Here is a 25120-nt window from a genome sequence, read left to right as displayed (position 1 = left end):
CAAACCGGTTGTGCGCTATAACGCACACCGCTATGCTTTTCATGTGCGCCATAACGCACGACTGAACTTTAACCGACGGGATGGCCCGATGAAACCCGACACACAACACGCCCCGCACCCGCCCCGAATGGCGCTCGCCCACCTCTCGGCCGGCTTCATTGCGGTGCTCGTCGGCTACACAAGCTCCGCCGCGATCGTTTTCCAGGCCGCGCGCGCAGCGGGTGCCGGCCCGGCAGAAATCGCCTCCTGGCTCTGGGCGCTCGGTTTGGGCATGGCGCTGACCTCGATCGGCCTCTCGCTTCGCTACCGCATGCCGGTGCTCACCGCCTGGTCCACGCCGGGGGCAGCCCTCTTGGCAACCGGGCTCGCCGGGGTTCCCATGAGCGAAGCCATCGGCGCCTTCATGTTTGCCTCCGCGCTCATTGCGCTGGCCGGAGTCAGCGGAGGATTCGAGCGCCTGATGCATCTCGTGCCACGCAGTCTGGCCGCCGCGCTGCTTGGCGGGGTGCTGCTGCGCTTCGGGCTGGAGGTGTTCGCCCGGCTGCCCGAACAGGGCTGGATCATCGGCAGCATGCTCACCTGCTTTCTGCTGGCCCGCCGGCTGCTGCCGCGCTATGCGGTGCCGGCAACGCTGCTGGCAGGGCTGCTGGTGGCGGGCTTGCGCGGTGAGGTCCATCTCGCCGGCCTGAGCTTCCAGCTGGCCCTGCCCGTCTTCACGATGCCGGCTTTCTCGCCCACCACGCTGATCGGCGTCGGGCTGCCTCTGTTTATCGTAACCATGGCGTCCCAGAATGTTCCCGGCCTGGCCGTGCTGCGGGCCAATGGCTACGAGCCGCCCACATCGTCCCTGGTCGGCTGGACCGGACTCACCGGCTTCATGCTCGCGCCCTTCGGCGGGTTTGCCTACAACCTCGCAGCCATCACGGCCGCCATCTGCATGAGCCGGGATGCCGATCCGGACCCTTCACAGCGTTTCCGCGCCTCGATCTGGGCGGGCGTCTTCTACGGGCTCACGGGCCTCTTCGGGGCGACAGTTGCCGCATTGTTCGCGGCCTTCCCGCAAGCCCTGATTCTCGCCATCGCCGGGCTGGCACTGCTCGGCACGATCGGCAACAGCCTCGCCGGAGCCCTGCAGGACGAAACAGAACGCGATGCGGCCCTGATCACCTTTCTCGCCGCAGCCTCGGGGTTCTCGCTCTGGGGCATCGGCAGCGCGTTCTGGGCCTTGCTGCTCGGCCTGATCTGCACTGCCCTCGCTCGCCGCTCCGCCTGACGCCCGCCACCATTTGTCGCGGCAAACGGGCATATGTAAATCGCATGACTCCGTTTTGCAGGCTTTAACAGACCGAGGTGTTAGCTTTTCTCCGGCCAGCCGGCTCGATCCGGCTGCTCCACAAAACATGACCCCAGGAGAGAAGCATGAGCACAGACCAACCGGCCGGACGGCCGGATCCCCAGCGCCGTGCGCTGATCGAACGCCTCGGCACACTGGGCATTGCGGCCCTGCTGCCGGCCTGCGGGGGCGGAGGCGGCAGCGGTGCAAACACAGGAGACAGCGTGGCGAGTGCTTCGGCATCGAGCTCGTCTGCTGCCTCCAGCAGCTCGGCCACGAGTGCCTCGGGCAGCTCGCGAAGCGCTTCGTCCGCATCCAGCGCGTCGGCCGGAAGCGGCTCGGCGTCCAGCAGCCCGACATCGTCGGGCAGTGCCCAATGCACGGCGATCCCTGACGAGACAGCAGGCCCCTATCCCGGTGACGGGACAAACAGCAATGCGAGTGGCGTCGTCAACGTGCTCACGCAGAGCGGCGTGGTCCGGCAGAACATTACCTCGAGCTTCGGCAGCGCCAGCGGCGTGGCAGACGGCGTGCCCCTCACCATCCGCCTGACGCTGACCGATGCCGCCTGCTCGCCGCTTTCGGGTTACGCCGTCTACCTGTGGCACTGCACGCGGGACGGGAACTACTCGCTCTATTCCAGCGGCATTACCGGCGAAAACTATCTGCGCGGCGTGCAGGTATCGGATGCCAGCGGGCTGGTCAGCTTCACCAGCATCTTTCCCGGCTGCTACAGCGGTCGCTGGCCGCACATCCACTTCGAGATCTATCCCTCGCTGTCGGTGGCAACGAGCGGAAACTACGACGTCAAGACCTCACAGCTTGCCTTGCCTGCCGACGCCTGCAGTACCGTGTACAACAGCGTCAGCGGCTACTCCGCCAGCATTGCGAATTTCAAGGCCATCACGCTGGCCAGTGACAACGTGTTCGGCAATGACAGCGCCGTACTGCAACTGGCTAGCGTGAGCGGCAGCGTCTCGGCGGGCTACATCGCCAGCCTGCAGGTCAGCATTGCCCGCTGACGCATCGCCCTGCCCCGCAATTTTCTACAAGCGGGGCCGGGCATCCTTGCGCATACTCGGCACACGACAGATCACGCAAGGACCCGGTTTCATGAGCAACACCTCCCGCCCTCCGGAAAAGGTTTTCTCGAGCGACAACATTGCAGGCGCTTCGCCTGCAGTCATGGATGCGCTGCTTGCCGCCAACGCCGGGGCTGCCATTCCCTATGGCGGTGATGAACTCACCGCGCGTGTCCGGATGCGGCTCTGCGAGGTTTTCGAGCGCGATGTCGGCGTCTTTCTCGTGCCGACCGGCACGGCGGCCAATGCGCTGAGTCTGGCGGCTATCACGCCGCCCTGGGGCGCAGTGCTCTGCCACCCTGCCAGCCATATCAACAACGACGAATGCGGTGCGCCGGAATTCTTCATGCATGGCGCCCGGCTGCGACTGGTCGATGGCGCCGATGCGAAGATCGATCCGGTCGCGCTCGATGCCGTCGCCGGACTGAAGGCGGGCGACGTGCACAGCAGTCAGAACACGGCCGTCAGCATCACGCAGGCAACCGAGACCGGCAGCGTCCATTCACTCGACGAAATCGGGCAGATCGGCGAGATCTGCCGCCGACATGCCCTTCGCCTGCATATGGACGGCGCGCGTTTTGCCAATGCGCTGGTTTCGCTGGGCTGCACGCCAGCCGAAATGACCTGGAAGGCTGGTGTTGACGTGCTCTCGTTCGGCGCGACCAAGAACGGCGTGCTGGGAGCGGAAGCCATCGTGTGTTTCGACCGCAGCATCGAAACCGAGCTCGCGTTCCGTCGCAAGCGCAGCGGTCACCTCTTCTCCAAGATGCGTCTGCTCTCGGCGCAGATGAGCGCCTATCTCGAGCACGATCTCTGGCTCGCCAACGCCCGCCAGGCCAACGCCATGGCCCGGCGCCTGGGCACGGGCCTGCGGGCGCTGGCGGGTGTGGAGATCATGGGGCGCACCGAGGCCAACATCCTCTTCTGCCGCCTGCCGCAAGCCCTGATCGAGGGGCTGCTGGCCGAGGGCTTCGTGTTCTACCACGACCGCTGGGGCCCGGGCGTCGTGAGGCTCGTGACTTCATGGGCCACCACTGAAGCGGACGTGGATCATCTGCTGGCCCGCGCGCAGGCGCTGCTTCAGTAACGGGTCGGTGCCACACCGAAGGCAGCACGAAAGCAGCGGGTGAAATGGCTCTGGTCGTAAAAACCGAGCTCCTGCGCCAGCTCCGCCACGGTGCGACCGCCTCTGGCCAGCAGATGGCAGGCGCGCTCGAGCCGCAGGCGGATCAGCCAGTTGTGCGGCGTGAGCCCGAAGCGCCGGCTGAAGCGGCGCAGAAACTGGAAGCGGCTCATGCCGCAGAGCACCGCGAGATCCTCCAGCGTAATGCGTTCGGCAAGCCGGCTCATGCAATAGTCATGAACGCGGCGACATTCCGCATCACCCAGGGCGCCGGCCACCGGCTCCGGTCCGGGGTGCTCTCCGCTGGCCTCCATCAAGCCGGCAAACACCTCGATGAGCCCCGATTGCGCGGCCAGGGTCACCGTTTCCTGTTGCCCGCCAAGTGCTTCATGCAGACATCGCAACTGACGCGCAAGGCGCGGATTCTCGAGGATGACGCCGGATTGCGCGGGCACTCCGTCCCGACCGGCGATCTCGGAGCAGAGCGGCAGCAGGAAGTCGGGCGCGATGCGGAAGGTGCGCAGGCGGAAGCCCTCATCACTGCCTGCGCCATCATGCACTTCACCAGGCGGCATGAAGGAGACGGCGCCCGGCGCCAGCAGATGCGTCGTCCCGCCGAAATGCTGCGCCTGCACGCCGTGATCAAGCACCCCGATGTGGTAATCCAGATGGTAATGCGGCCCGAAAGCCCGACCAGCCAGGCGCGCGTCGCCCAGCACGAAACCCGGCGCATCGGCAAAGCGGTGGTAGCGGACCCTGTCTGTCATGGGATCGATCCTGCGTCAGGCGCGATGGGCTGTCATGTATTTTCTTGCAGGCCGGCGAGGGTCTCGCTGGGCATGGGTACGACACCGGCGGCGCAGGCTTTCGCGAAGTCCTGCCAGTTCCTGCGGATCTCCCGGGTGGCTTCGGCAGCCAGAGCCAGCAGAGGCTCTTGCCAGTCATTCCGCTCTGCAAACGCCACCAGCTCGTCGGCGCAGGCCGATCCGTAATGACCGCTCGCCCGAAGCTGGGCCCAGCCGAGCACGCAGGCCTCGGTTTCCAGCAAACCACGCAGCCGGCCGGGTCGTCCCCGGCAAATCCGCAGGTCGACGCGGTCCTGCGCAGGCTGCAGCTCCCGCAGAACAGCCGCACGCCCGTCCAGTTTCACGGCGTGCAGCAGGGCAATGCTGTTGGCCTGCATGCAGGCCTGGACCCTCACCACGCGCTCGGCTTCGTCAGCCCACGCCGGCTGAGGCAGACCGCATTGCCGGGCCAGGCTCGAAGGGCGAGCTTCCTTGAGATCAAGCAGATAGTTCCCCGCCGGGCCACCCTTGCCGCGCACCAGCAGGATGTAGCGCGTCACGCCCAGACTGCCATTGCCACTGATGCGCCGTGCAGCATCGATGAGTGAGAAGAAATGCGGATCCGGCTGTGTGATGCCGAAGTCCGCCATCCATGCCTCCAGCATCTTCCGCTCGGACTTGCTGACAGGCAGCGCCTTGCGGCCATCCACCCGCAGGCTGCGATGCTCGTCCGCGAGGTCGGTGCGGCTGTCGAGAAAATCCTCGCGACTGCGGCTGCGCAGTGACTCGAGCAAATCGGCCACCACGCCTTTCGCGGTTTCGCGCTCGACCCAAAGCGGCTTGCGGCCAGTCAGGGCTGCAACATAGCCGCTCAAGGCCTCGCGACACAGCTTGCCGGCATCCTCCGCTGCAATATCGAGCACCTCGGCACTGACCAGCGCACTGGTCAGCAAGCGCAGCAGGTCCATGCCGGCAGGCGCGAGCAGCGCATCGTCGAAATCGTTGATGTCGAAATGCACCAGCCGGTTGTCTGCCTTGTAGCTGCCGAAGTTCTCCAGATGGAGGTCGCCACAGGCCCAGACCCGGGGCGCATCAAACAGCATGCCGGCCTTCGGCAACCAGGCGTTGTACAGATGCGCCGAACCACGCATGAAGGCGCTCGGGCTTTCACACATCCGTGCGTACTTGATGGCGAGTCGCACCGGATCGCGGCCGGCGTTGAACGCCAGAATCTCCTTCACGACATCGGACATGTCCCTTCTTCCTCTCCGCTCCGACCGGCGCAAACGCTGCCAGTCTGCAAAGGATAAGCCTGCCCGAGGCATATGACACGCCGGCAAGCTGTCCGACATCAAACCCGCCCGCAGCCTGCCCTGCCCGGCCGGGCGCGCTCCGGGCAAGCGCCTATACTGGATGTACGGAGCCTGTCCGGCCCCTGTTCAGGAGAAGCCAGCATGAGCAAGGAACGCCATACGACCAAGGAAAGCAAGAAACCCGCACAGCACAACCTCAAGGAAAAACGGGCGATCAAGCATGCAAGAAAGCATGCCGCGGAAGCCCCGGCACCCATCATCCAGCACTGACCCAGTCAGACCGGGCAACGATGCCCGGCTGAAACACGGCCCGTCACCTGCGGCCCACCTTCCGGCACGGTCCAGCCGACTGTCGCAACAAGCGGCATTCGAGCAAGTGTCCTTGCCGGTCAGGCTTGCGCTCCTGGCGGGCTTTTTCATGTCCGCTTCAGTGCGAGCGGCACACGCGCCAGGCCGCCCCGGAGCAAGTAGCCTTCCCTGATCCGACGTCCCGGAAAAAATGTCGGGAGATCACGGCCCTGCGCCGCGATCAGCCATGCCGACCTGACGCAGCGCCTGGCTGATGCCCCAACGCCTCTTTTGAGAGCCGGAGCCCGACGACCCCGAAAAATCCTGTGAGACGCCCGCAAAGACCGTCCAGAACACGATTGCTGCCGCCGAAACTCCGGTTTGCAAACGAATGTGACTGCCTTGTCATCCGATCAGGGCAAACCCCTATAATCGAATCGACACAGTTTTTTGCGGTGCAACATCATGAACGCGCTGACCGACGCATCGTCCAACATCCCCCACCGGTTCTGGCTGCTGAGCATTTTCCGCTCGCTGGGCGCGGGCAATCCGCTGCTGATTGCCGGCCCGTCCGCTTTCGCTCATTACCTCGATGGCGTGCCCCAGGTAGCCCTGCTCGCCTCCTATCTCGAACGGCATGGCTGGCTCGCGAAGGTCAGCGATGCACGCAGCGTTCCCCGCTATCACCTCTCGGAAAAAGGGCGTGCGTTCTGGATCGAGGGAGAGCGCTGGTGGCACCAGCTGAGCTGGCTGGAGCGCTGCAAGATCCGCCTGCTCGGCTGAATCAGCCCCGCTGCGGCGCTTTTCAGGACGGGCTCAGGCCACGATCCGGGAGGGACGCATTCCCAGCATCTGTCTGCAGTCGGGAAAATTCGGACAGGCCCAGAACAGCCCCCGGTCTCCGAGCCGAGACTTCATTTTCACGCCGCAGACCGGACAGCTCGGCGTGCGCCAGTCGCCCTGGCAGATGTTGTACAGCAGCCTGTCACTCACATCGGCAGGCAGACGCCGGAGCATGCTCAGAAAGAGCGTGCCATCAATCAGCGTAATGCCGCTCTCGGCCGCGAAATCGCAGGCCTCATGCGAGAACTTTCCGGGCGCCATGAAGAAGGCCTTGCCGATGCGCTCACGCGTCATGAGTTCGCGCAGCTCGCGAATCGGGCCGACGCCGACAAAACGCTCTCCCCATGCCTTGCACAGCACGATGGCCGTGCAACGCTCGGCATCGAACTCGTCCTGATAAAGCCGGATATCTACACCGCCTTCGGCACCGATCGGCGTGCTGTAGGCATTGATATCCCGCGCACGGTAGTAGGCCACGCAGAGATCCTCGAAGCGCTTCCAGTCGAGCTCGTGTAGCAGATCGAGACTCCACTCGGCAGGTTCAGCCAACGGGTCGAAGCCGGTTGTCTCATCCTGCTGCGCACGGCGTGCCGCAAATGCACGCTCCGACGCAGGATCGGAATCCGCTTCCCGGATTGCCGGAATGCCTGCACGATTGCGGCGCAGGATCTTGCGCAAGGCCATGCCACCAAGGAACAAGGCCAGCCCGGCCCACAGCAGATTGAACACAGGCAGAAGCATCTGCCAGAGCGGGTAGCGTGCCGGCACGGACATCAGCTGCCCGCCAAAACGCAGCGCCAGCGCGACGCTGCCGGCACACAGGCTTAGTGAGCACGCACCGACCAGCACGCCAGTGAAGCGCCCCTCGCTGTGTCTGCGATTTCCCGCAATTCGGACCATACCCGCGCCTGAAGAATGTTCTTCACTGATTTTAGGCGATGTGGAAAACACGCCGGGCAGGAATCAGACCGGCTTGTGACATCCTGCCCGATATGCCAGTCAGCCCCTGATTCAGCGGTCAGATCCCTGATCCGGCGGACACTCGCTCAGACGAGTCCGGCAAAGCGCGCCCTGAGGGTTTCGATCACATGCGCTTCCCCACGCACCCGGAACCGCGCACCTTCTTCATCGGCCCGCTCCTCCAGCACCGCACAGCTGGCATAGATTTCGCCCCGGCCCTGCTGGGCTGACCAGGGCAGGAAGAATTCTCCCTCGACCAGATCCTGCTGGAAAAAGCCCACGATGGTTGCATGCAGGCGTGCGACATCAGCCGGATCGCGCGCACTCATGACGATGCAGCCCGGGTATTCGGTTTCGAGCCGTGCCCGGCATTCCGCCTGGGCCTGCGCATCGCCCACGAAGTCGATCTTGTTGAACACGCGCAGGCGCGGGATATCGTTCGCTTCGATCTCGGCCAGCACCGTATCCGTCACTTCCCGCTGCCGCTCGAAACCAGGATCGGAAGCATCGATCACATGCAACAGCAATGACGCGTCCAGCGCTTCATCAAGCGTCGACTTGAACGAGGCCACCAGCCCGTGCGGCAGATTCTTGATGAAGCCCACGGTGTCGCTGACCAGCACACGCGGCACGCTTTCCGGATGCAGGGCGCGGACCGTGGTGTCGAGCGTAGCGAAGAGCTTGTTTTCAACCAGGACTTCGCTGCCGGTCAGCGCACGCATCAGGGTCGACTTGCCCGCGTTGGTATAGCCCACGAGTGCCACACCGGCGAGCCCCTGGCGCTCCTGGCGGCGGGCGCGCTGCGTACGCCGCTCGGCTTCCATCGCCTGGATCTCGAGTTGCAACTCGGCAATGCGGTCGCGGATCTTGCGACGATCCAGTTCGGTATGTGACTCCCCCGAGCCACGTCCGCCCACGCCGCTGCGTTGGCGCCCCTGAGAACCGGCGAGTTTCGCTGCTTCGCGCAAGCGCGGCGCCATGTAGCCCAGACGTGCAATCTCGACCTGGGCCTTCGCAGCGCGACTGCGCGCGTTGCGATGAAAGATCTCGAGGATGACCATCGTGCGGTCCATCACCTCGCACCCAAGCTCCAGCTCGAGATTGCGCGCCTGAGAAGGTGAAATCTCGTGATCGACGAGAATCAGGTCGATCTCGCCGGCATCCTCGACAGGCGGGAGCCTGCTGCCGTCGGATTCGTCAAAGCCGGCCTGACCGTTGATATAGCTTGCCAGCTCCTGACGCTTGCCGACACCCAGGTAGCCTGTCGTGTCGAAGCTCTGCCGCTTCTGGATGAAGGTTCCGATGACCTTGAAACCAAGCGTTCTGGCCAGCTCACGCAGCTCGGCCAGCGAGGATTCGAATTCCAGGTCGCTGACGGAAGGCAGCTGGACGGCGGCCACGATGGCGCGCAGGACTTTGTCTTTGACTTCGGAAGGCATTCAGGATTTCGGTCGATCAGGAAGAGGACGGATAGTACCCGTCATTGCGCCGCACACCGAGCCCGATTCGTGCAATGGAAACAGGGAAACGCCGGGCGTGTGTGCCTGACGCCTCCTTCAGGCTAGACGCGGAAGCTTGCTGCCGCCTCGTTGAGCTCGCCCGCCAGACCGGCCAGCGCATGTGCAGTAGCGCTGGCACTTTCGACAGCCGAATCAGAATCCTCGACCATGCGGGCGATCCGCTCAACGTTGGTGGCGATGCTGTTGCTCGCTGCCGTCTGCTCTGCCGTGGCGTGCGCCACATCGCGGATCTTGACCAGGGTTTCACTGGTTTCGCCGTTGATGCTGCGCAGGGCTTCTGCCGCCTCGTTTGAAAGCGCGACGCCGCGCTCGACCAAGGGTAAAACGGTTTGCATGCTGGTCACCACCGAATCGGTATCTGCCTGAACGGCGGCGATGGTGGTCGCGATTTCAGCCGTCGCCTTGGTGGTGCGCTCCGCGAGCTTGCGCACTTCATCGGCCACCACCGCAAAACCTCGGCCCTGCTCGCCTGCGCGCGCCGCTTCGATGGCGGCATTGAGCGCCAGCAGATTGGTCTGCTCGGCAATTTCCTGAATCGTTCGTGCCACCCCGCCGATCTGACGGGTGCGATCGACCAGACCTTCGATCCGGCCCGCGGCCTGCTCAACCGTCTGTGATACCGCCTTGATGGCATCTGCGGCGGCCGACACCTGCTGCTCACCGCCTGCTGCGAGCTCCGCCGAGCGGCTGGAATTGGCTTCGGTTTCGCGTGCGTTGTCGGCAATCTGGCCGACGCTCACGGTCATCTCTTCGATCGCCGCTGCCGTAGCCGCCGTAGCGCCAGCAGACTGACTGGAGGCATTCCGGATCTCGCCCATGCGCTCGGCGATACCGTTTGCCGCCTGATTGAGTTCCGTTGCGCTGTGCTTGATGCGCCCCATCATCTTCTGGAGATTGCCCTGCATGCGGGCCAGCGCATCGACCAGGCTACCGGCCGGCGCAGCAGGCAGATGCTCGCCGAGATCCCCGGTGGCTATCCGGTTGGCCGCTTCGGTCACGACGCCGGGCTCCCCGCCCAGCTGCCGGAAAATGCCGCGCGCCATCGTGACCGCCAGACCTGCGGTGACGGCCACGATCGCCATGCCCGCGAGCACCAGCGTAATCGCATAACGACGGAAGGCTGCGTCAATGTCGTCGGTGAAGAATCCCGTACCCACCGTCCAGCCCCAGGGCGCGAAGCGGCTGACCCCGTTGAGCTTGGGAATCTGCGGCGCATCCTTGTCAGCGCCGGGACGGGTGGTGTAGATCGTCACGAAAGCCGGATCGGCCTTTGCCAGCGCGTCCCGATAGACTTCGACGGTCGTACGACCGTCCGGCACCTTGGAGCCGACATCCACCTTTCCGAGCCGCTCTTTCTTGGCGTGCGCGACCAGGACGTTTTCAGGCGTACGCGCAAACACGTAATCGTTGCCGGATTTCAGACCCGACAAGGCTTCTCCCGCGCGGGCCTGCGCCTCCTGGGTCGTCATCTTTCCGCTGGTTTCCAGCTCGTGAAAGTACTCAAGCACGCCCTTGGAAAGCGCCAGCAGCGTACGAGCCTGCGTTTCGCGCTCGGCCACCATGGTGCTGCGGATGGCCTGGAGACCGATCCCTCCAAACAAGACCAATCCGATGACGGTGCTCGCGACGAGCAGGCTGAGACGTCTGGAGAGCTTCATGGCGAGTGCTTTCTGTCTGTGCTGCGGTTCAAGAGGCATGCCATATCCTCTACGGCAGTACCGCCCGCCGGCTTGACCGGAAAAAGGCCCGACTTCCGTACGTCAGCGCATTGTCAGAGGCCGCCGCTCAGCGAAACACGCCCTTCCCGGGTCCCGCCTGCGCACGCACGAAAGCCTCGACCGCCTCCGTCGGCAGCAGATCGGGCCGCGGCACGGGCCGCCAGTTGAAGGATTCGATGGGATTTTTCGGTCCGGCGGCATTGAACTGCGCCGCAATACCGACTGGCTTGCCATTGAGCCATGTACCGGTGTCATGCAGGCCCGCGCCGGCCACGAAATAGCTCACCAGGCCTGCCGGCTCGGCGAGCCCCTTGACGAGAAAAACATTGTTTTCCGACACGATGCGCGCGGACTTGCCCAGCCCGAAAGCATATGCAAACGGGTACTGCGGATCGGCCTTGTCGCCGATGTAAAGGTTGTTATAGCTATGGACTTCGCCATAGCGAACAAGCTGCTGCCGCTGCCGGAGGCCCTCGAAGAGATTGTGTCGCCAGGTCACCCGCAACTTGCCCTCGTCGGTGGGTGAATTGTCGCTGCCGCCCACGAGCATGGCCTTGTCGTGGTTGAAGAAATGGCTATTCGAGACTGTCACGTAATCCGAACCGTTGGTGATGTCGAGCAGCCCGTCATGCGGCGTGACCTTCTGCTCGGGCTGGTGATAAGGCTTTGCGAAGACGTTGGGAATGGTCTTGGCGAGGCTTTGCCCGTCTGAAAACGAGCAATGGTCGATCCAGACCCGCGTGGCGCCCTTGAGCGAAACCAGGTCGAACTCCGCGTTCCAGCGGCCACCATTGCAGCGATGCGGACCATTGAGTTCATCCACAAAGACAGGCTGACAGCCGGAGACGGATTGATTCACGCCGAAATCATCAATGACCGGCTGGGTGCGATCGAGACGGTAAGAGTCCGCCGGGTTCCAGCCGGGAAAGTGGTCGTAGGCGTCCTCGAAGGCGATATTGCGGATGATGACGTTGCTGACGCCGCGATCCAGGTAAAGGCTGCCGCGAATGATCCGGGCATCCTTGCCGATGCCGATGAGCGTGGTGTTGGAGGGCACCAGAATCTGCACCTGACGCTTCTGGCGATTCCAGGAGCGCAGCCTTGCCTCCTCGAGCGGACCGGCCACTTTCGGCGGTTTGCCGCCCACGAGCGGCTGGCGGTTCCAGACGTTCGGATCCACCATCTTCTTGTAGGCCTCAAAGTCATACGCCGGATCCACATAGTCGGCATAGCCGAGCTCGCGCCCGGAATCGTCGGTCGAAAGATTGATCGTGCCCTGGATGCGGAGGATCTTCGACGCGCTGCCGGCAGCCTTGAGAGCATCAACCAGTTGCTTCCGGTTGCTCACCACCCGGATGTTTTCAGGCGTGGCACGCGCGCCCCCCGTGACCTGCCCGTCGATACCGCCCCAGCCATCGCCTGCGGCGAGCACCTGGCGCTCCAGACCTGGCAAATCCGGCAGGACAGGCGCTCCGGCGCACGCGGCAAGGATGAATGTCATTGGAATCAGCAAGCTCACCCGCATGGACCGCAACTCCCCTTGTAAAGGCATGAACACGAACAGACAATAAAAAACCGGCAGCCACAGGACTGCCGGTTTTTCTGACACATCAGACCGGTTCAGGCAATCAGAGCTTGCCCGGGCCGGCATTGGCTTTCACGTAAGCCGGCACCTCGGCGGCAGGCAGAACCTGCTTGCCGTAAAGGGTCGGCTTCCAGCCCACATCGGCCTTGAGCGGCGTACCACCGGCAGCGTTGGTTTCTGCCAGCAGATCAACGGCCTTGCCGTTGAGCACCGACCCCTGATCGAAGAAGACCTTGGCGCCGCCATAAGTCGAGACGGCAATGTCGGCGCCGCCATTCTTGATCTCGAACACGTTGGCTTCGGAGTAGATGGCCGAGTCCTTGCCCACGCCGACCAGCCCGCGGGCGATGTTGGCGGTTTTCGGTTTGTGCTCGAGTTCATAGCGGTGTTTTTCGATTGCCGTGTTGCCAACACCCAGGCCAGTCGCATCTGCAACGAAGTAGTTGTTGTAGACGTGCACCTTGCCGAAGCGGACACGCGGCGCGCGCTGACCGACATTCTCGAAGTAGTTGCTGTGCAGGGTTACATTAAGCTTGCCCGGATCGATCTTGGAGCTGTCGCTGCCGCCGATGAGGAAAGCCTTGTCGTGATCCTTGAACACGCTGTAGGAGATCGTCACGAAATCCGCCGCATTGGTAATGTCGACCATGCCGTCATGATGCTGCAGCTTCTGCGTTACTTCGTTGTGCGGGAAGGGGTAGGGCGCGGGGAAAAGGTGGTCCGGCCGATCGCCGTCATTGAAGCTGCAATGATCGATCCAGACGCGCTTGCCGCCGTTGACCGAAATACTGTCGTACTCGGAGTTCCAGCGACCGCCGGGGCACTTCTGCGGTCCGGTGTTGGCATCCACGTAGTTGTCCTGACAACCGGGGTAGCTCTTGTCGATCTTGAAGCTGTCAGCCGGATCCCAGGCCGGGAAATAATCGAATGCATCCTCGAAGGCGATATTGCGGATGATGACGTTCTCAGACTCCGGCCCGATCCACACATTGCCCTTGACGATCTTGGCGTCGCTGCCGAGACCGACCAGAGTGGTGTTGGAAGGCAGCTTGAGCGTGATCTGGTCGCGCTGCTTCTTGACGGACGCGTCACGCGCCTCTTCCTGCGGCCCGGTCAGTTTGCGGTTCGGCCGGCCGTTCGATTCGAGCTTGGTGTTCCAGACGGCGGGCGCATACGTCTTCATGTACTCATTGAAGTTGTAAGGTGCAACCGCGTAGTCCTTCTCGGTCAGCTCACGTCCCGAATCGTCGGTCGAAAGATTGATGGTTCCCTTGATACGGATGATCTTGGGCAGTTTCCCAGCCTTCGCCACCGCGTCAAACAGCTCCTTGCGGGTGCTCACGGTGAAGTCATTTTCCGGAGTGGCGGCGCTGCCTCCCGTCACCGGGCCGCTGGCTGCAGCCCAGCCATAGTTCGCCGGCATGGCCTGACGACCGATATCGGCTACAGCAGCGTCAGAGCCTTCGCCTGACATGCCACCTTCGACGGTGATGCATCCACCAAGAATTCCGATCATGGCAAGGGACATCGCCAGAACGCTCTTTTTCATCTTCTCCTCCGAATTGACGAAACAAATGGCTCCGGCTGCAAGCGCCCAATTCTGAGCTTCGAAAGATGTTGCTTATTTCGACGCGGTTGGCTGAACTTGCAACCATTAGACCGGAAACATACGCCCAATGCCCCGGCTCTGCCAGTACAAAAAAACAAGCCTGGAAACAAGCTTTCTAGTCAAAGTGACGGGCGATCGCGACATCGGAGAGGGCCGAACAATGAAAACCCTATCCGTAGAAGCACTGAGTCAGATGCTGGCACAGCGACCGTGCGGGCCGGGCTGAACAGAGGCGTCGCTTTACTGTTCTTTACAAAGCCGTAGCGAATTGTCCCAGCGTCACGATGCCCGGCCGGCAAGTCATGCCAGCAGGCAACCGCAGGGACGGCGAAGACGCTCTGCGGTTGCCTGCCGGTTGCATGAAAGCATGGCAGCCGGGGGTTCCCGGCGCTGCAAAGTCAATGACCTGCTTTGGATTCGAGCACTTCCCAGCGCTCAAGCAACTCCAGCAGGGTGTCGTCGATTTCAGCCAGGCGGGCATTCATGGCTGGTACTTCAGCCCCCCGGGAACGATAGATGTCGGGATCCGCCAGTTGCTGCTGCAGGCCGGCTTGCTCGGCCTCGAGTGCGGAAATTCTGCCAGGCAGCGCCTCAAGCTCGCGCTTCTCATTGAAACTCAGCTTGGCCGTCCGGTTAGCGGCGGGTTTGCGTTCAGCCTCTGCCGGCTTGCTGCCCGCGGCCCGGTCAGCCGCGGCCTTTTCAGCCGCTTCACGCTCGGCGCTCACGACCCTCAGCCAGTCATAGTAGCCGCCTGCATATTCGCGCCAGATGCCTTCCCCTTCGGCGGCGATGGTCTGTGTCACCACGTTGTCCAGAAAGGTCCGGTCGTGGCTCACCAGAAAGACAGTGCCGCTGTAGGACTGCAGCAACTCCTCGAGCAGCTCCAGGGTTTCCACATCCAGATCATTGGTCGGCTCATCCAGCACCAGGATATTGGCAGGGCGGGCGAAAAGCCGCGCAAGCAAGAGGCGGTTACGCTCTCCACCGGAGAGGGATTTGACCGGGCTGCGTGCGCGCTGAGGCGAAAACAGGAAGTCCTCCAGATAGCCGATGACATGCTTGCGCGCACCGCCGATCTCGACATAGTCGGAACCGGGGCTGATCACGTCGGTCAGGGGCGCCTCCGGGTCCAGTGCTTCGCGAAACTGGTCGAAATAGGCGATCTGCTGCTTGGTGCCGCGGCGCACGCTGCCGGAGTCCGGCTCCAGCTCGCCGAGAATGAGCTTGAGCAGCGTGGTTTTGCCGGCCCCGTTCGGCCCGAGCAGGCCAATCCGGTCGCCTCGCATGATGCGGGCCGAAAAACCGCGGATGACGATTTTCTCGCCAAATGCGATGTGGACGTCCGCAAGCTCTGCAATCAGCTGACCGCTCTTGTCGCCGCGATCGAGCTGCAGATTGACCTGCCCGACCCGCTCGCGCCGTGCCGCACGTTCGTTGCGCAAAGCCTCCAGACGCCGTACCCGGCCTTCGTTACGGGTCCGGCGCGCCTCCACACCCTTGCGGATCCAGACCTCCTCCTGTGCCAGGAACTTGTCGAACTCCGCGTTCGACTTCGCCTCCATCTCCAGCATCTCGGCTTTGCGGCGCTGATACTCCGAAAAAGAACCGGGAAAGCTCCCGAGCCGACCGCGGTCGAGCTCGATGATGCGGGTCGCAACGTTGTCCATGAACGCCCGGTCGTGCGTGATCACGACCACACTGCCGCGAAAGCCCCGGATCAGCTCTTCCAGCCAGCCGATGGCGGCCACATCCAGATGGTTCGTCGGCTCGTCAAGCAGGAGCAGATCGGGCTCACCCGCCAGCGCACGAGCCAGCGCCACCCGCTTGATCCCGCCGCCCGACAGGCTCGACACCCAAGCCGCTCCTTCAAGCTTGAGGCGATCAATGACCTGCTCCACCTTGTGGTGCAGGCTCCAGCCGCCGCTAGCCTCGAGTTCATGCTGAAGTTCGGCCATGCGCGCAAGCACGGACTCATCACCCTGCGCCAGCGCATGGGTGGCCGCATGATAGTCGGCGATCAGGCGGGCCGCGTCGCCCACGCCTTCCGCGACGGTAGAGAACACATCCCGGTCCAGCTCAAAATCCGGCTCCTGAGCGACATAGGCGAGCTTCAGCCCCGGCTGACGCCAGACCGTGCCGTCATCCAGCCGGGCGGATCCCGCCAGCGCCCGCAGCAAGCTCGACTTGCCCGCACCATTGCGGCCGATCAGCGCCAGCTTTTCGCCCGGCTCAAGCACCAGCTCCGAATGGTCGAGCAAAGCCACATCGCCAAAGGCGAGACAGGCGTTTTCAAGGGTAAGCAGAGGCATGGCAGACGGCGAAGCAAGGGAAGGGGCGGATTGTAACGCGGCCGCCCCGCGGCTCATTGAGCGAAGCATCCGCGCGGGATACAAAAAAGCGCGCAGTTCCAAGGAACGCGCGCTCATCCATGTCGCCTGGCAGCCCCAACAGGAATCGAACCTGTACCTGCCCCTTAGGAGGGGGCTGTTGTATCCATTCAACTATAGGGCCAAGCGAGGCGCGCAATGATACAACATCCGGCACACCTTGCCGCCCCCGCCGGCCACAAACTCAGACCTTGTAGGCCTCCAGCGCGCGGGCGATGTCCCTGCTCATGTCCGACATCTGATGGACGGCCTCGGCGGAGTCGGTGGCGGCTGCCGAGTTGCGCTCGGTCATCTGGGCGATCTGCTCGATCTGCTGGGCGATGGTGGTACTTGCAGCGCTCTGCTCCCTCACGGCCTCCGAGATATCCTCGACTACATCCACGACCATGCCGGACCCGGATTTGATGGCCTGGATGGACTCGCCCGCCTGGCGTGCGTGATCCACGCCATTCGCGACTTCGCGCACGGCTTCACCCATCGTATCGACCGCAAGACGGGCACTGTCCTGCATGCGCGCCAGCAGTGTGGTGATTTCCTGAGTCGAGTTCGCCGTGCGCTCCGCGAGCTTGCGGACTTCATCCGCAACCACGGCAAAGCCCCTGCCCTGTTCGCCGGCACGTGCGGCCTCGATGGCGGCATTGAGCGCGAGCAGATTGGTCTGATCGGCGATTTCCTTGATGATGTTGGCTGCCGAGGAAATGCTTTCGCTGTCGTTGCGCAAGGCGCCGATGCGGGAGGAAGCCAGCTCCACGGTGCGGGCGATATTCTGGATGCCGCCGACGGTCGCCAGGATGACCTCGGTGCCCCGTTCGGCCTTGTCACGCGACTCCGCGGTATGGCTGCTGGCTTCGTTGGCCTGGTTCGCCACCAGTGCGATGCTGACGGTCAACTCTTCCACCGCCGCGGCCATGCCGGACGAGGCATCGCTCTGCTGCCGGGAGTTCTCGGCAATGCGATGCGCGCTCGACTCCGCGGCACGCGCCACCTCCAGCATCCTGCCGGTTGCAGTCTGGATTTCTCCGAAGCTGCTGCGCAAACGGGCCAGCAAGGAGTTGTAGGCAGACAGCGTGCGACCGATCTCGTCGCGACTGCGGACCGGGATGTCGGTACGGAAATCGAGTTCCTGCGCGGTGCGCGAAATCGCGCCCTGCATCGCAGCCAGGGGACGAACGATGGAACGCCCCAGCACAAACCCCAGCACGCCAATGACGGCCAGCCCCAGAACGGCGGCACCGATGGTGGCACTGATCGTAGCGGCAAATGACGATCCCGCGCTGCGTGCGACCGCATCGGCCTGGTCAGCCTTGATTTTCAGGAGCTTGTCGAAGGCATCTGAGAGCTGCTTGTGAACCGGCCCCACTTGGGTCAGCATGACGCCAAGCGCCATCTGCTGCTCGCCCATGCGCGCCAGGTTCCGCACCTGGTTCATCTTGGCCGAATAGGCCGCAATGCCCAGCTTTGCCTCGTCCAGAACCGCCTTCTCATCGGGATCAGTGGTTTTCTCGGAGTAGAAATTGATCTGCTCGACGATCCCCTTGCTGAGCTCATCCATGCGGGCTTCAACGACTTTGGCAGCTTCGGGATCGGAGGCCGAGACGCGGTCATAGGCCGCGCCGTGAAGCGTCAGATAGCGGGCGCGCACGTCGCCGGCAGCCATGACAGCAGGCAAGGTCGTCGAGGTGATGTCGTCTACCCCGGTCTTGACACGATTGAGGCCCGTGATCGCTACCCCGACGATTGCTGCGCACGTAGCCAGCGCAAGCAATACGAGCAGGAGGATCTTGCGTGAGATGCTCATTGTTAACTCCCGGATTTTTGCAATGCCGGCTTTTCACCGGCCCTTGCGGAGTAACGGCGCTCATCCCATGTGCTTGAGGGAAGGCCCCTTACGGGAAACCCCTATTCAGAAAAGGGAAAGGCGGCAGACCCGCAGCCTGCCGGGGTTTGCATCATTCCGCCGTCATGCATCCGGCAGACGCTGGAAGCCAGGAGGTCGCTCATCCACCCGTTCCACGCTCAATTCATCCACCCGCGCGGCAGGCGGCCCCAGGCTGGCCCAGAACAGCAGCGCGGCGACGGCCTCGGCGCCTCCCCAGACGAGAGCTTCGACCGTGCCATCGCCGCAATTGCGCACCCAGCCCTGCAGACCACAGCGCACGGCCTGCTCCGCCAGGCTCCAGCGGAATCCGACGCCCTGCACCCTGCCCCGCACGCGGATCAGCCTCGCCTCGCTGGTGTCGGTCTTCATTCGCACTCGTTCAGGAGGGTTCGCGCGCGCAGGAGAGCGGCCTCCATGTCGTCGCAGAAGTTGGCCACGCCGAGCGCCCCGACAAAGCCTGAGCGCTGCAGGATGGAGCGTGGCTGGCGGCTCGCGCCACACACCACCAGCTGGGCGTCCCGACGCGCCAGCGCCCGGTGGACGCCTTCGAGCCAATCCACGCCCGAGGTGTCGATATTGATCAGGTCCTGCAGATCAAGAATGAGCACCTGCACGCCCGGGTCCGCCACATCAATCAGCGCATCAAGCTTTGAAACCGCACCGAAAAACAGCGAACCGCGCAGGTCGAAAGCATTCAGTCCATGGCGTGGGTGAATGGCGGAGGGTTCTGCCGTGGTGAGGTCCTGCATGCGATAGATGAAGAACAGGCTCGCCAGCACCATCCCGATTTCCACAGCGATCGTCAGGTCGAAAAGAACCGTCAGCAGGAAGGTGGCCAGCAGGATGATGCGGTAGTTCCAGGAGAAATGCCGGAGTCGCGCGAACTCGTGCCATTCCCCCATGCGGATGGCCGTCACGACGACGATCGCCGCAAGCACCGGAATCGGCACCCAGGCCGCCAGGGGTGCGGCCACCAGCACGATGGCCAGCAAGGTTGCGGAATGGATGATCCCGGCCACCGGGGTTCGCCCTCCCGCTCGTACGTTGGTGGAAGTGCGGGCGATCGCGCCGGTCGCGGCGATGCCACCGAAGAAGGGCGAAGCCATGTTGGCGATGCCCTGCGCCATGAGCTCCTGATTGGGGTCATGCCGGTCGTCGATCTGAGGATCGACGACGCGGGCAGACAGCAGCGATTCAATCGCGCCCAGAAGCGCGATCGTGATCGCTGGCGCCAGCAGTCCGCGAATCGAGGACAGATCGGGCAAGGGGAAGCTCATCGACGGCAAGCCCTGGGGAATCCCGTTGAAGCGACTGCCGATGGTTTCAACCGGCAAGTCCAGCAAGGCGCTCGCAAGCGTGCCCAGCAGCAGGCCCGCCAGCTGCGCCGGCACATGGGCCAGCACGCCCAGTCGGCTTGACTGATTCATCCAGAGGAAAATCAGGCACAGGGTGCCCAGTGCGAGCGCGGTGGCAGACAGGCTGGCTGTTGGCGCGAGTTCAGCCAGCATGCGCATGCGGGCAAAGAACTCCGCCGGCAAGGCCCCGCCTTCAAGACCGAAAAAATCCTTGATCTGCGAGAGCGCCAGCACCACGCCGATGCCGTTGGTAAAGCCGATCACGACGGAAACCGGAATGAAACGGATCAGATTGCCCAGCCGCGTGATGCCCATCACCAGCAGAATCAGGCCGGCGAGAAAGGTGGCCGCCAGCATGTTGTGCACGCCGTACGCAGCCACGATGCCGTAGAGAATGGGTATGAAGGCGCCGGTCGGCCCGCCGATCTGCACGCGCGAGCCGCCCAGAATCGAGACCAGGAAACCCGCAACGATGGCCGTCCAGATGCCGGCACCGGGCGACACGCCACTGGCGATGGCAAAGGCCATAGACAAGGGCAGCGCCAGCACGCCAACCGTAAGACCAGCGGAAAGATCGGGAATGAAACGCGCCCTCGAGTAACCGGCGAGCGCTTCAATCAACTTCGGGCGAAACAGGAACACTTGGGATCTCCAGGAATTGGACGATTGAAAGCTTCAAATCCTGAGATCCCGAAAACGCAGGTGATGCGACACGATCCAGCGGCGGGTGCGTGTCAGTGGCATCGTCCGGCCCCTTGTCTCGCCTTAACGGCCGGACGATCGTTCGTCCGCCCCCTGTTCCAGCGTGGCGCGCAGCAACTGCGCCGCGGCAAACAGCATCAGGATCGCGCCGCCCGCGATCATTGCGCCTGCCTGCAGCGCATCTGCCGGCCAGCTTCCGAAGAGCGATGTGCCCTGCACCAGACGCATGAGACCCGCCGCAAAGCCCAGCATGCCTGCCACGTCCAGCAGCAGCCACAGGGCCGTGCGTGGGGTGAGTGACAGTTTGCGGCGGGAGGGACTCATCACTTCACCCGCATTCCCGGCCGGGCTCCCGAATCGGGCGACAGGATGAAGAGCCCCGGCACTTCGCCCGAGTCGTCGGACGCAGCCAGCACCATGCCTTCACTCATGCCGAACTTCATCTTGCGCGGCGCGAGGTTGGCGACCATCACCGTCAGCCGGCCCACCAGCGTGGCCGGATCGTAGGCGCTCTTGATGCCGGCGAAAACCTGACGCGGGCGATCCTCACCGATATCGAGCTGGAGCTTCAGGAGCTTTGCGGCACCTTCCACATGCTCGGCCGAAACGATTTTCGCGATGCGCAGATCCACCTTGCCGAAGTCGTCGATGCTGATGTGAGCGGTCTCCGCTTCCGCAGCCGGCGCAGCCACAGGAGCCACCGAAGGCTTCTTCTCTTCTGCCTTGGCAGGTGCGGCGGCCGCGGCTTCGGGCTGATCGAAGAGCTTGTCCATGATCTTGGCATCCACGCGGGTCATCAGGTGTTCGTAAGTGTTGATCGACACCAGCGGGCTGTCGTCTTCCCAGGCCGCGAAGCTGCAGTTCAGGAAGGCAGCGACGCGCTCGGCAATTGCCGGCATGATCGGGGCGAGCATGCCGGTCAGGATGCGGAAAGCGTTCAGTGCGACGCTGCAGACCTGGTGCAGCTCGGTCTCGGCGCCTTCCTTCTTCGCCAGCTCCCAGGGTGCGTGGGCGTTTACATATTCGTTGGTGCGATCAGCAAGCGCCATGATTTCGCGGATGGCCTTGGAGAATTCGCGATCATCCAGATACTGGCCCACCAGCGCACGTGCGGCGCGCAGATCCGCCAGCAGGCTCGCGCCCTCGGCAGGCAGGTCGACAGTGAGGCGGCCATCGAAGCGCTTGGTGATGAAGCCTGCACAGCGGCTGGCGATGTTCACATACTTGCCGACCAGATCGGAGTTGATCCGGGCGATGAAATCATCCGGATTGAAATCAAGATCCTCGACGTTGGCATTGAGCTTGGCCGCGATGTAGTAGCGCATCCACTCGGGATTCATGCCGATGTCAAGATAGCGCAGCGGGCTGATACCGGTGCCGCGCGACTTGCTCATCTTCTCGCCCGACACGGTAATGAAGCCGTGCACATAGACGTTGTCCGGCATCTTGTAGGGCTTGCCCGCAAAATGCAGCATCGCCGGCCAGAAAAGGCAATGGAAATAGACGATGTCCTTGCCGATGAAGTGAACCTGACGCGTTTCCGGATCAGCCAGGAAGGCTTCGAAGTCGCCCCCCGTCTTGCCGAAGTAGTTGGCAAGGCTCGCCAGATAGCCCACCGGCGCGTCGAGCCAGACGTAGAAATACTTGCCCGGTGCGTCGGGGATCGGAATGCCGAAATAGGGCTCGTCCCGCGAGATGTCCCAGTCGGCCAGCCCGCCTTCGGTGGAGAGCCATTCCTGCGCCTTGTTGGCAATCTGCGGTTGCAGTCGGCCGTCCTGCGTCCACCCTTTCAGGAACTCGACACAGCGTGGGTCAGAGAGACGGAAGAAGAAATGCTCCGACTCGCGGATCACCGGCGTGGCGCCGGTCAGCGCGGAGACAGGGTTCTTAAGCTCGGTCGGCGCATACACCGCACCGCAGACCTCGCAGTTGTCGCCGTTCTGGTCTTTCGCACCGCACTTGGGGCATTCGCCCTTGATATAGCGGTCGGGCAGGAACATCGACTTGACCGGATCGAAGAACTGTTCGATGACGCGGCGATCGATGAAACCGGCGTCACGCAGGCGGCGATAGATGTCCTGCGACAGACGCGTGTTTTCTTCGGAGTCGGTCGAGTGCCAGTTGTCGAAACTGATGTGGAAGCCGTTGAGGTATTGCGGCCGCTCGGCAGCGATCCGCGCCACCAACTGTTGCGGCGTGATGCCCTCGCCCTCTGCCTTGAGCATGATCGGCGCGCCGTGCGCGTCGTCCGCACACACGAAATGCACTTCGTGCCCGCGCATTCGCTGCAGACGGACCCAGATGTCGGCTTGGATGTACTCCATGATGTGGCCGATGTGGAAAGAGCCGTTGGCATACGGTAATGCGGTGGTGACGAATAGCTTGCGCTTCGATGCGGTCATTGCGGAAACACCCGGGGCGTTGGAAAGAATGCGAAGGCGTGATTGTAGCCGAAGGCCGCAGCCCGACCTTCATCCTGCTCAATCCGGAATCAGGCGCTTGCCCAGCGAGACCGCGGCATCCTGGCTGTAACCGAGTGCCGCGTAAAACGCGAATGCGGCCGTGTTGTCGGCCCGCACCTGCAGGTTCAGCTTGGGGCAACCCAGCGCCAGCATTGCCTGCTCGATGCGTGTCATCAAGGCGCGCGCATGGCCCTTGCCGCGCTGATCCGGCGCCACACAGAGGTAGTTCACCCAACCGCGATGCCCGTCATACCCTGCCATGGCCGACGCGATGACGACACCTTCCAGCTCACCAACCAGGAAGAGTTCGGGCTGAACACTGAGCTTGCGGGCAATGTCGCGAGCCGGGTCATTCCAGGGCCGGGTCAGGCCACACGCGTGCCACAAGGCGATCACGGCCGCTTCATCAGCCGCTTCATAGGATCTGATCTGCATGAAATATCAAGAGAAAAACCGGAAGACGAACGCTAGCCGAGACCGCCCCGACCCGGCAAGCCGCCACATCAAACCCGCGCACCGCGCGGCAAGCGGCGCGCCGAATGTTAATCTTGCGGCTGGACACGCCCCCGAAACCCTCCAGAGCAAAACGCATCATGAGCACCACTGAAACCAGCCTGCTCGCCGTGCTCGGCGAGCTGATCGACCCGAACACCGGCAAGAGCTACGCCTCGGCCAAAACCATCAAATCCGTTCGCCTTGCCGACGGCAAGGCAGAAATCACGGCTGAACTCGGTTACCCCGCGGCCAGCCAGTTCACCGCGATCGCGCAGCAGCTGGAAGCCGCAGCCCGCACCCAGCCCGGAGTGAACACCGCCAGCGCCAGCGTCAGCAGCCGGGTGGTGGCGCACGCCGTGCAAGGCAATGTGAAACTGCTGCCCGGCGTGAAGAACATCATCGCCGTGTCCTCCGGCAAGGGGGGGGTCGGCAAGAGCACGACCGCTGTCAACCTTGCCCTTGCCCTCGCCCAGGAAGGCGCACGCGTCGGCCTGCTCGATGCAGACATCTACGGCCCGAGCCAGCCCCAGATGCTGGGAATTTCGGATGCCCAGCCGCAATCGGAAGACGGCAAAACCATGATGCCGCTCGAAGCACACGGTCTGCAGGCTAACTCCATCGGTTTCCTGATCGACCCGGAGCAGCCGATGGTGTGGCGCGGCCCGATGGTGACCCAGGCACTGCGCCAACTGCTCTTCGAAACCAACTGGAAAGATCTCGATTACCTCGTGATCGACATGCCCCCGGGCACCGGCGACATCCAGCTCACGCTCGCCCAGACCGTGCCGGTCACTGGCTCGGTGATCGTCACTACGCCGCAGGACATCGCCCTGCTCGACGCCCGCAAGGGGCTCAAGATGTTCGAGAAGGTCGGCATTCCGATTCTTGGCATCGTCGAAAACATGAGCATCCACATCTGCTCGAACTGCGGCCATGCCGAGCACATTTTCGGCGCTGGTGGCGGCGAAGCGATGTGCGCGGAATACGGCGTACCGCATCTGGGCAGCCTGCCGCTGGACATCCGGATCCGCACCCAGACCGACGCCGGCGCGCCGACCGTAGTCACCGAGCCGGAGAGCGCCATTGCCGAGGCCTATCGCAGCATCGCGCGCAAGGTAGCCGTCAGCATTGCCGAGAAGCAGCGCGACATGCGTCTGCGCTTCCCGACCATTGTGGTGAACAAGGACTGATGCGGTTGGCATCTGCCCTGCTGGCGGCAGCGCTTGCGCTGCCGCTGCCCGCGCCTGCTTCAACGCCCGATGCGGCGGCCCTTTTCGCGGACCAGTGCGGCGACTGCCACACGCTGGAAACCGGCCGAAACAAGCGCGGCCCCAGCCTCGCCGGGCTCATCGGTCGCCAGGCAGGCAGCGTGCCGGGCTACAACTACTCGGACGCCATGCGACGCTCGGGTGTGACCTGGACGCCGCAACGGCTCGCGCAATACCTGGCCGCCCCGAAAACCGATCTCCCGGGCACGAAGATGCGTCTGCTCATCGCTCCGAACCCCGCACAGATCAGCGAGCTGATCGACTGGCTGGAAAAACAGCCCAGATAATCCCGCCTCGCGCAACAATTTATCTCTCTGCTCGCGGTTTATCTCCGGTTTCTACGGGAATACAGTTCCCTCGACAGAACTGGAGAAAAACCATGCCCCGCCGCTTCACGCTCAGCCCCCTCCGCG

21 protein-coding genes and 1 tRNA gene are annotated in these 25120 nt (G+C 63.4%); 7 read left to right on the top strand and 15 right to left on the bottom strand.

Going from position 1 to position 25120, the window contains the following annotated elements:
• Positions 1-88 precede the first annotated feature (88 nt).
• The 3 genes from ABDB87_RS15500 to ABDB87_RS15490 all read left to right on the top strand — a co-directional run bounded on the left by ABDB87_RS15500 (position 89) and on the right by ABDB87_RS15490 (position 3502).
• The gene (locus tag ABDB87_RS15500; RefSeq protein ID WP_345928696.1) at positions 89-1273 is read left to right on the top strand and encodes a benzoate/H(+) symporter BenE family transporter; all 1185 of its coding nucleotides are present in this window, start codon (positions 89-91) and stop codon (positions 1271-1273) included.
• A 146-nt stretch (positions 1274-1419) separates the two neighbouring features.
• Positions 1420-2355, top strand: coding sequence for an intradiol ring-cleavage dioxygenase (locus ABDB87_RS15495; RefSeq protein ID WP_345928694.1), 936 nt, complete (start codon positions 1420-1422; stop codon positions 2353-2355).
• Positions 2356-2446: 91 nt separating this feature from the next.
• Positions 2447-3502: a threonine aldolase family protein gene (locus ABDB87_RS15490; protein ID WP_345928692.1), complete on the top strand. Its 1056-nt coding sequence runs from the start codon at positions 2447-2449 to the stop codon at positions 3500-3502.
• Here the strand turns inward: ABDB87_RS15490 and ABDB87_RS15485 are convergent.
• Entirely contained in the window at positions 3496-4305 is an 810-nt protein-coding gene (locus tag ABDB87_RS15485) for an AraC family transcriptional regulator (RefSeq protein WP_345928690.1), read from the bottom strand. The genes ABDB87_RS15490 and ABDB87_RS15485 overlap by 7 nt on opposite strands.
• Positions 4306-4337: 32 nt before the next feature.
• Entirely contained in the window at positions 4338-5576 is a 1239-nt protein-coding gene (locus ABDB87_RS15480) for a DUF2252 domain-containing protein (RefSeq protein ID WP_345928688.1), read from the bottom strand.
• A gap of 201 nt (positions 5577-5777) precedes the next feature.
• Between ABDB87_RS15480 and ABDB87_RS15475 the strand changes: the two genes are divergently transcribed.
• Together ABDB87_RS15475 and ABDB87_RS15470 are read left to right on the top strand one after the other, a co-directional pair.
• Complete coding sequence (locus ABDB87_RS15475) at positions 5778-5906, top strand: hypothetical protein (protein WP_345928686.1); 129 nt, start codon at positions 5778-5780, stop codon at positions 5904-5906.
• Positions 5907-6389: 483 nt separating this feature from the next.
• Positions 6390-6707: a hypothetical protein gene (locus ABDB87_RS15470; RefSeq protein ID WP_345928684.1), complete on the top strand. Its 318-nt coding sequence runs from the start codon at positions 6390-6392 to the stop codon at positions 6705-6707.
• A gap of 33 nt (positions 6708-6740) precedes the next feature.
• On the opposite strand, the gene ABDB87_RS15465 is transcribed toward ABDB87_RS15470, so the two are convergent.
• The 13 genes from ABDB87_RS15465 to ABDB87_RS15405 all read right to left on the bottom strand — a co-directional run bounded on the left by ABDB87_RS15465 (position 6741) and on the right by ABDB87_RS15405 (position 23379).
• Positions 6741-7667: a restriction endonuclease gene (locus tag ABDB87_RS15465; protein ID WP_345928682.1), complete on the bottom strand. Its 927-nt coding sequence runs from the start codon at positions 7665-7667 to the stop codon at positions 6741-6743.
• Between the two features lie 146 nt (positions 7668-7813).
• Positions 7814-9166, bottom strand: coding sequence for a GTPase HflX (gene hflX / locus ABDB87_RS15460; RefSeq protein ID WP_345928680.1), 1353 nt, complete (start codon positions 9164-9166; stop codon positions 7814-7816).
• Between the two features lie 122 nt (positions 9167-9288).
• Complete coding sequence (locus ABDB87_RS15455; RefSeq protein WP_345928678.1) at positions 9289-10944, bottom strand: methyl-accepting chemotaxis protein; 1656 nt, start codon at positions 10942-10944, stop codon at positions 9289-9291.
• An 88-nt stretch (positions 10945-11032) separates the two neighbouring features.
• Positions 11033-12466: a pectate lyase family protein gene (locus ABDB87_RS15450; RefSeq protein ID WP_345928676.1), complete on the bottom strand. Its 1434-nt coding sequence runs from the start codon at positions 12464-12466 to the stop codon at positions 11033-11035.
• A gap of 127 nt (positions 12467-12593) precedes the next feature.
• Positions 12594-14099, bottom strand: coding sequence for a pectate lyase family protein (locus tag ABDB87_RS15445; RefSeq protein ID WP_345928674.1), 1506 nt, complete (start codon positions 14097-14099; stop codon positions 12594-12596).
• Positions 14100-14557: 458 nt separating this feature from the next.
• The gene (locus ABDB87_RS15440) at positions 14558-16468 is read right to left on the bottom strand and encodes an ATP-binding cassette domain-containing protein (protein WP_345928672.1); all 1911 of its coding nucleotides are present in this window, start codon (positions 16466-16468) and stop codon (positions 14558-14560) included.
• Between the two features lie 127 nt (positions 16469-16595).
• Positions 16596-16670 (bottom strand) — tRNA-Arg (locus tag ABDB87_RS15435).
• Positions 16671-16730: 60 nt separating this feature from the next.
• The gene (locus tag ABDB87_RS15430; protein WP_345928670.1) at positions 16731-18344 is read right to left on the bottom strand and encodes a methyl-accepting chemotaxis protein; all 1614 of its coding nucleotides are present in this window, start codon (positions 18342-18344) and stop codon (positions 16731-16733) included.
• Positions 18345-18506: 162 nt separating this feature from the next.
• Positions 18507-18794, bottom strand: a complete 288-nt coding sequence (locus ABDB87_RS15425; protein WP_345928668.1) for an acylphosphatase — start codon at positions 18792-18794, stop codon at positions 18507-18509.
• A complete protein-coding gene (locus ABDB87_RS15420) occupies positions 18791-20422 on the bottom strand; it encodes a SulP family inorganic anion transporter (RefSeq protein WP_345928666.1) in 1632 nt (543 codons plus the stop codon). The genes ABDB87_RS15425 and ABDB87_RS15420 overlap by 4 nt, the downstream gene beginning before the upstream one ends.
• Before the next feature lie 123 nt (positions 20423-20545).
• Positions 20546-20806 carry a hypothetical protein gene (locus tag ABDB87_RS15415; RefSeq protein WP_345928664.1) on the bottom strand — a complete coding sequence of 87 codons (261 nt, stop codon included), beginning with the start codon at positions 20804-20806 and terminating at the stop codon, positions 20546-20548.
• The gene (metG, locus tag ABDB87_RS15410) at positions 20806-22884 is read right to left on the bottom strand and encodes a methionine--tRNA ligase (protein ID WP_345928662.1); all 2079 of its coding nucleotides are present in this window, start codon (positions 22882-22884) and stop codon (positions 20806-20808) included. Before metG ends, ABDB87_RS15415 begins: the two co-directional genes overlap by 1 nt.
• A gap of 78 nt (positions 22885-22962) precedes the next feature.
• Positions 22963-23379: a GNAT family acetyltransferase gene (locus tag ABDB87_RS15405; protein WP_345928660.1), complete on the bottom strand. Its 417-nt coding sequence runs from the start codon at positions 23377-23379 to the stop codon at positions 22963-22965.
• Between the two features lie 158 nt (positions 23380-23537).
• Here ABDB87_RS15405 and apbC point away from each other — a divergent pair, with 158 nt between their 5' ends.
• The gene (gene apbC, locus ABDB87_RS15400; protein ID WP_345928658.1) at positions 23538-24629 is read left to right on the top strand and encodes an iron-sulfur cluster carrier protein ApbC; all 1092 of its coding nucleotides are present in this window, start codon (positions 23538-23540) and stop codon (positions 24627-24629) included.
• Positions 24629-24994, top strand: a complete 366-nt coding sequence (locus ABDB87_RS15395) for a c-type cytochrome (protein ID WP_345928656.1) — start codon at positions 24629-24631, stop codon at positions 24992-24994. The genes apbC and ABDB87_RS15395 overlap by 1 nt, the downstream gene beginning before the upstream one ends.
• Positions 24995-25120 lie beyond the last annotated feature (126 nt).

Origin of the sequence: Uliginosibacterium paludis, assembly GCF_039631355.1 — a bacterium.
GTDB lineage: Bacteria > Pseudomonadota > Gammaproteobacteria > Burkholderiales > Rhodocyclaceae > Uliginosibacterium > Uliginosibacterium paludis.
The sequence above is the reverse complement of the archived record's forward strand: the minus strand, read 5'-3'. Positions and strand labels throughout refer to the sequence as shown.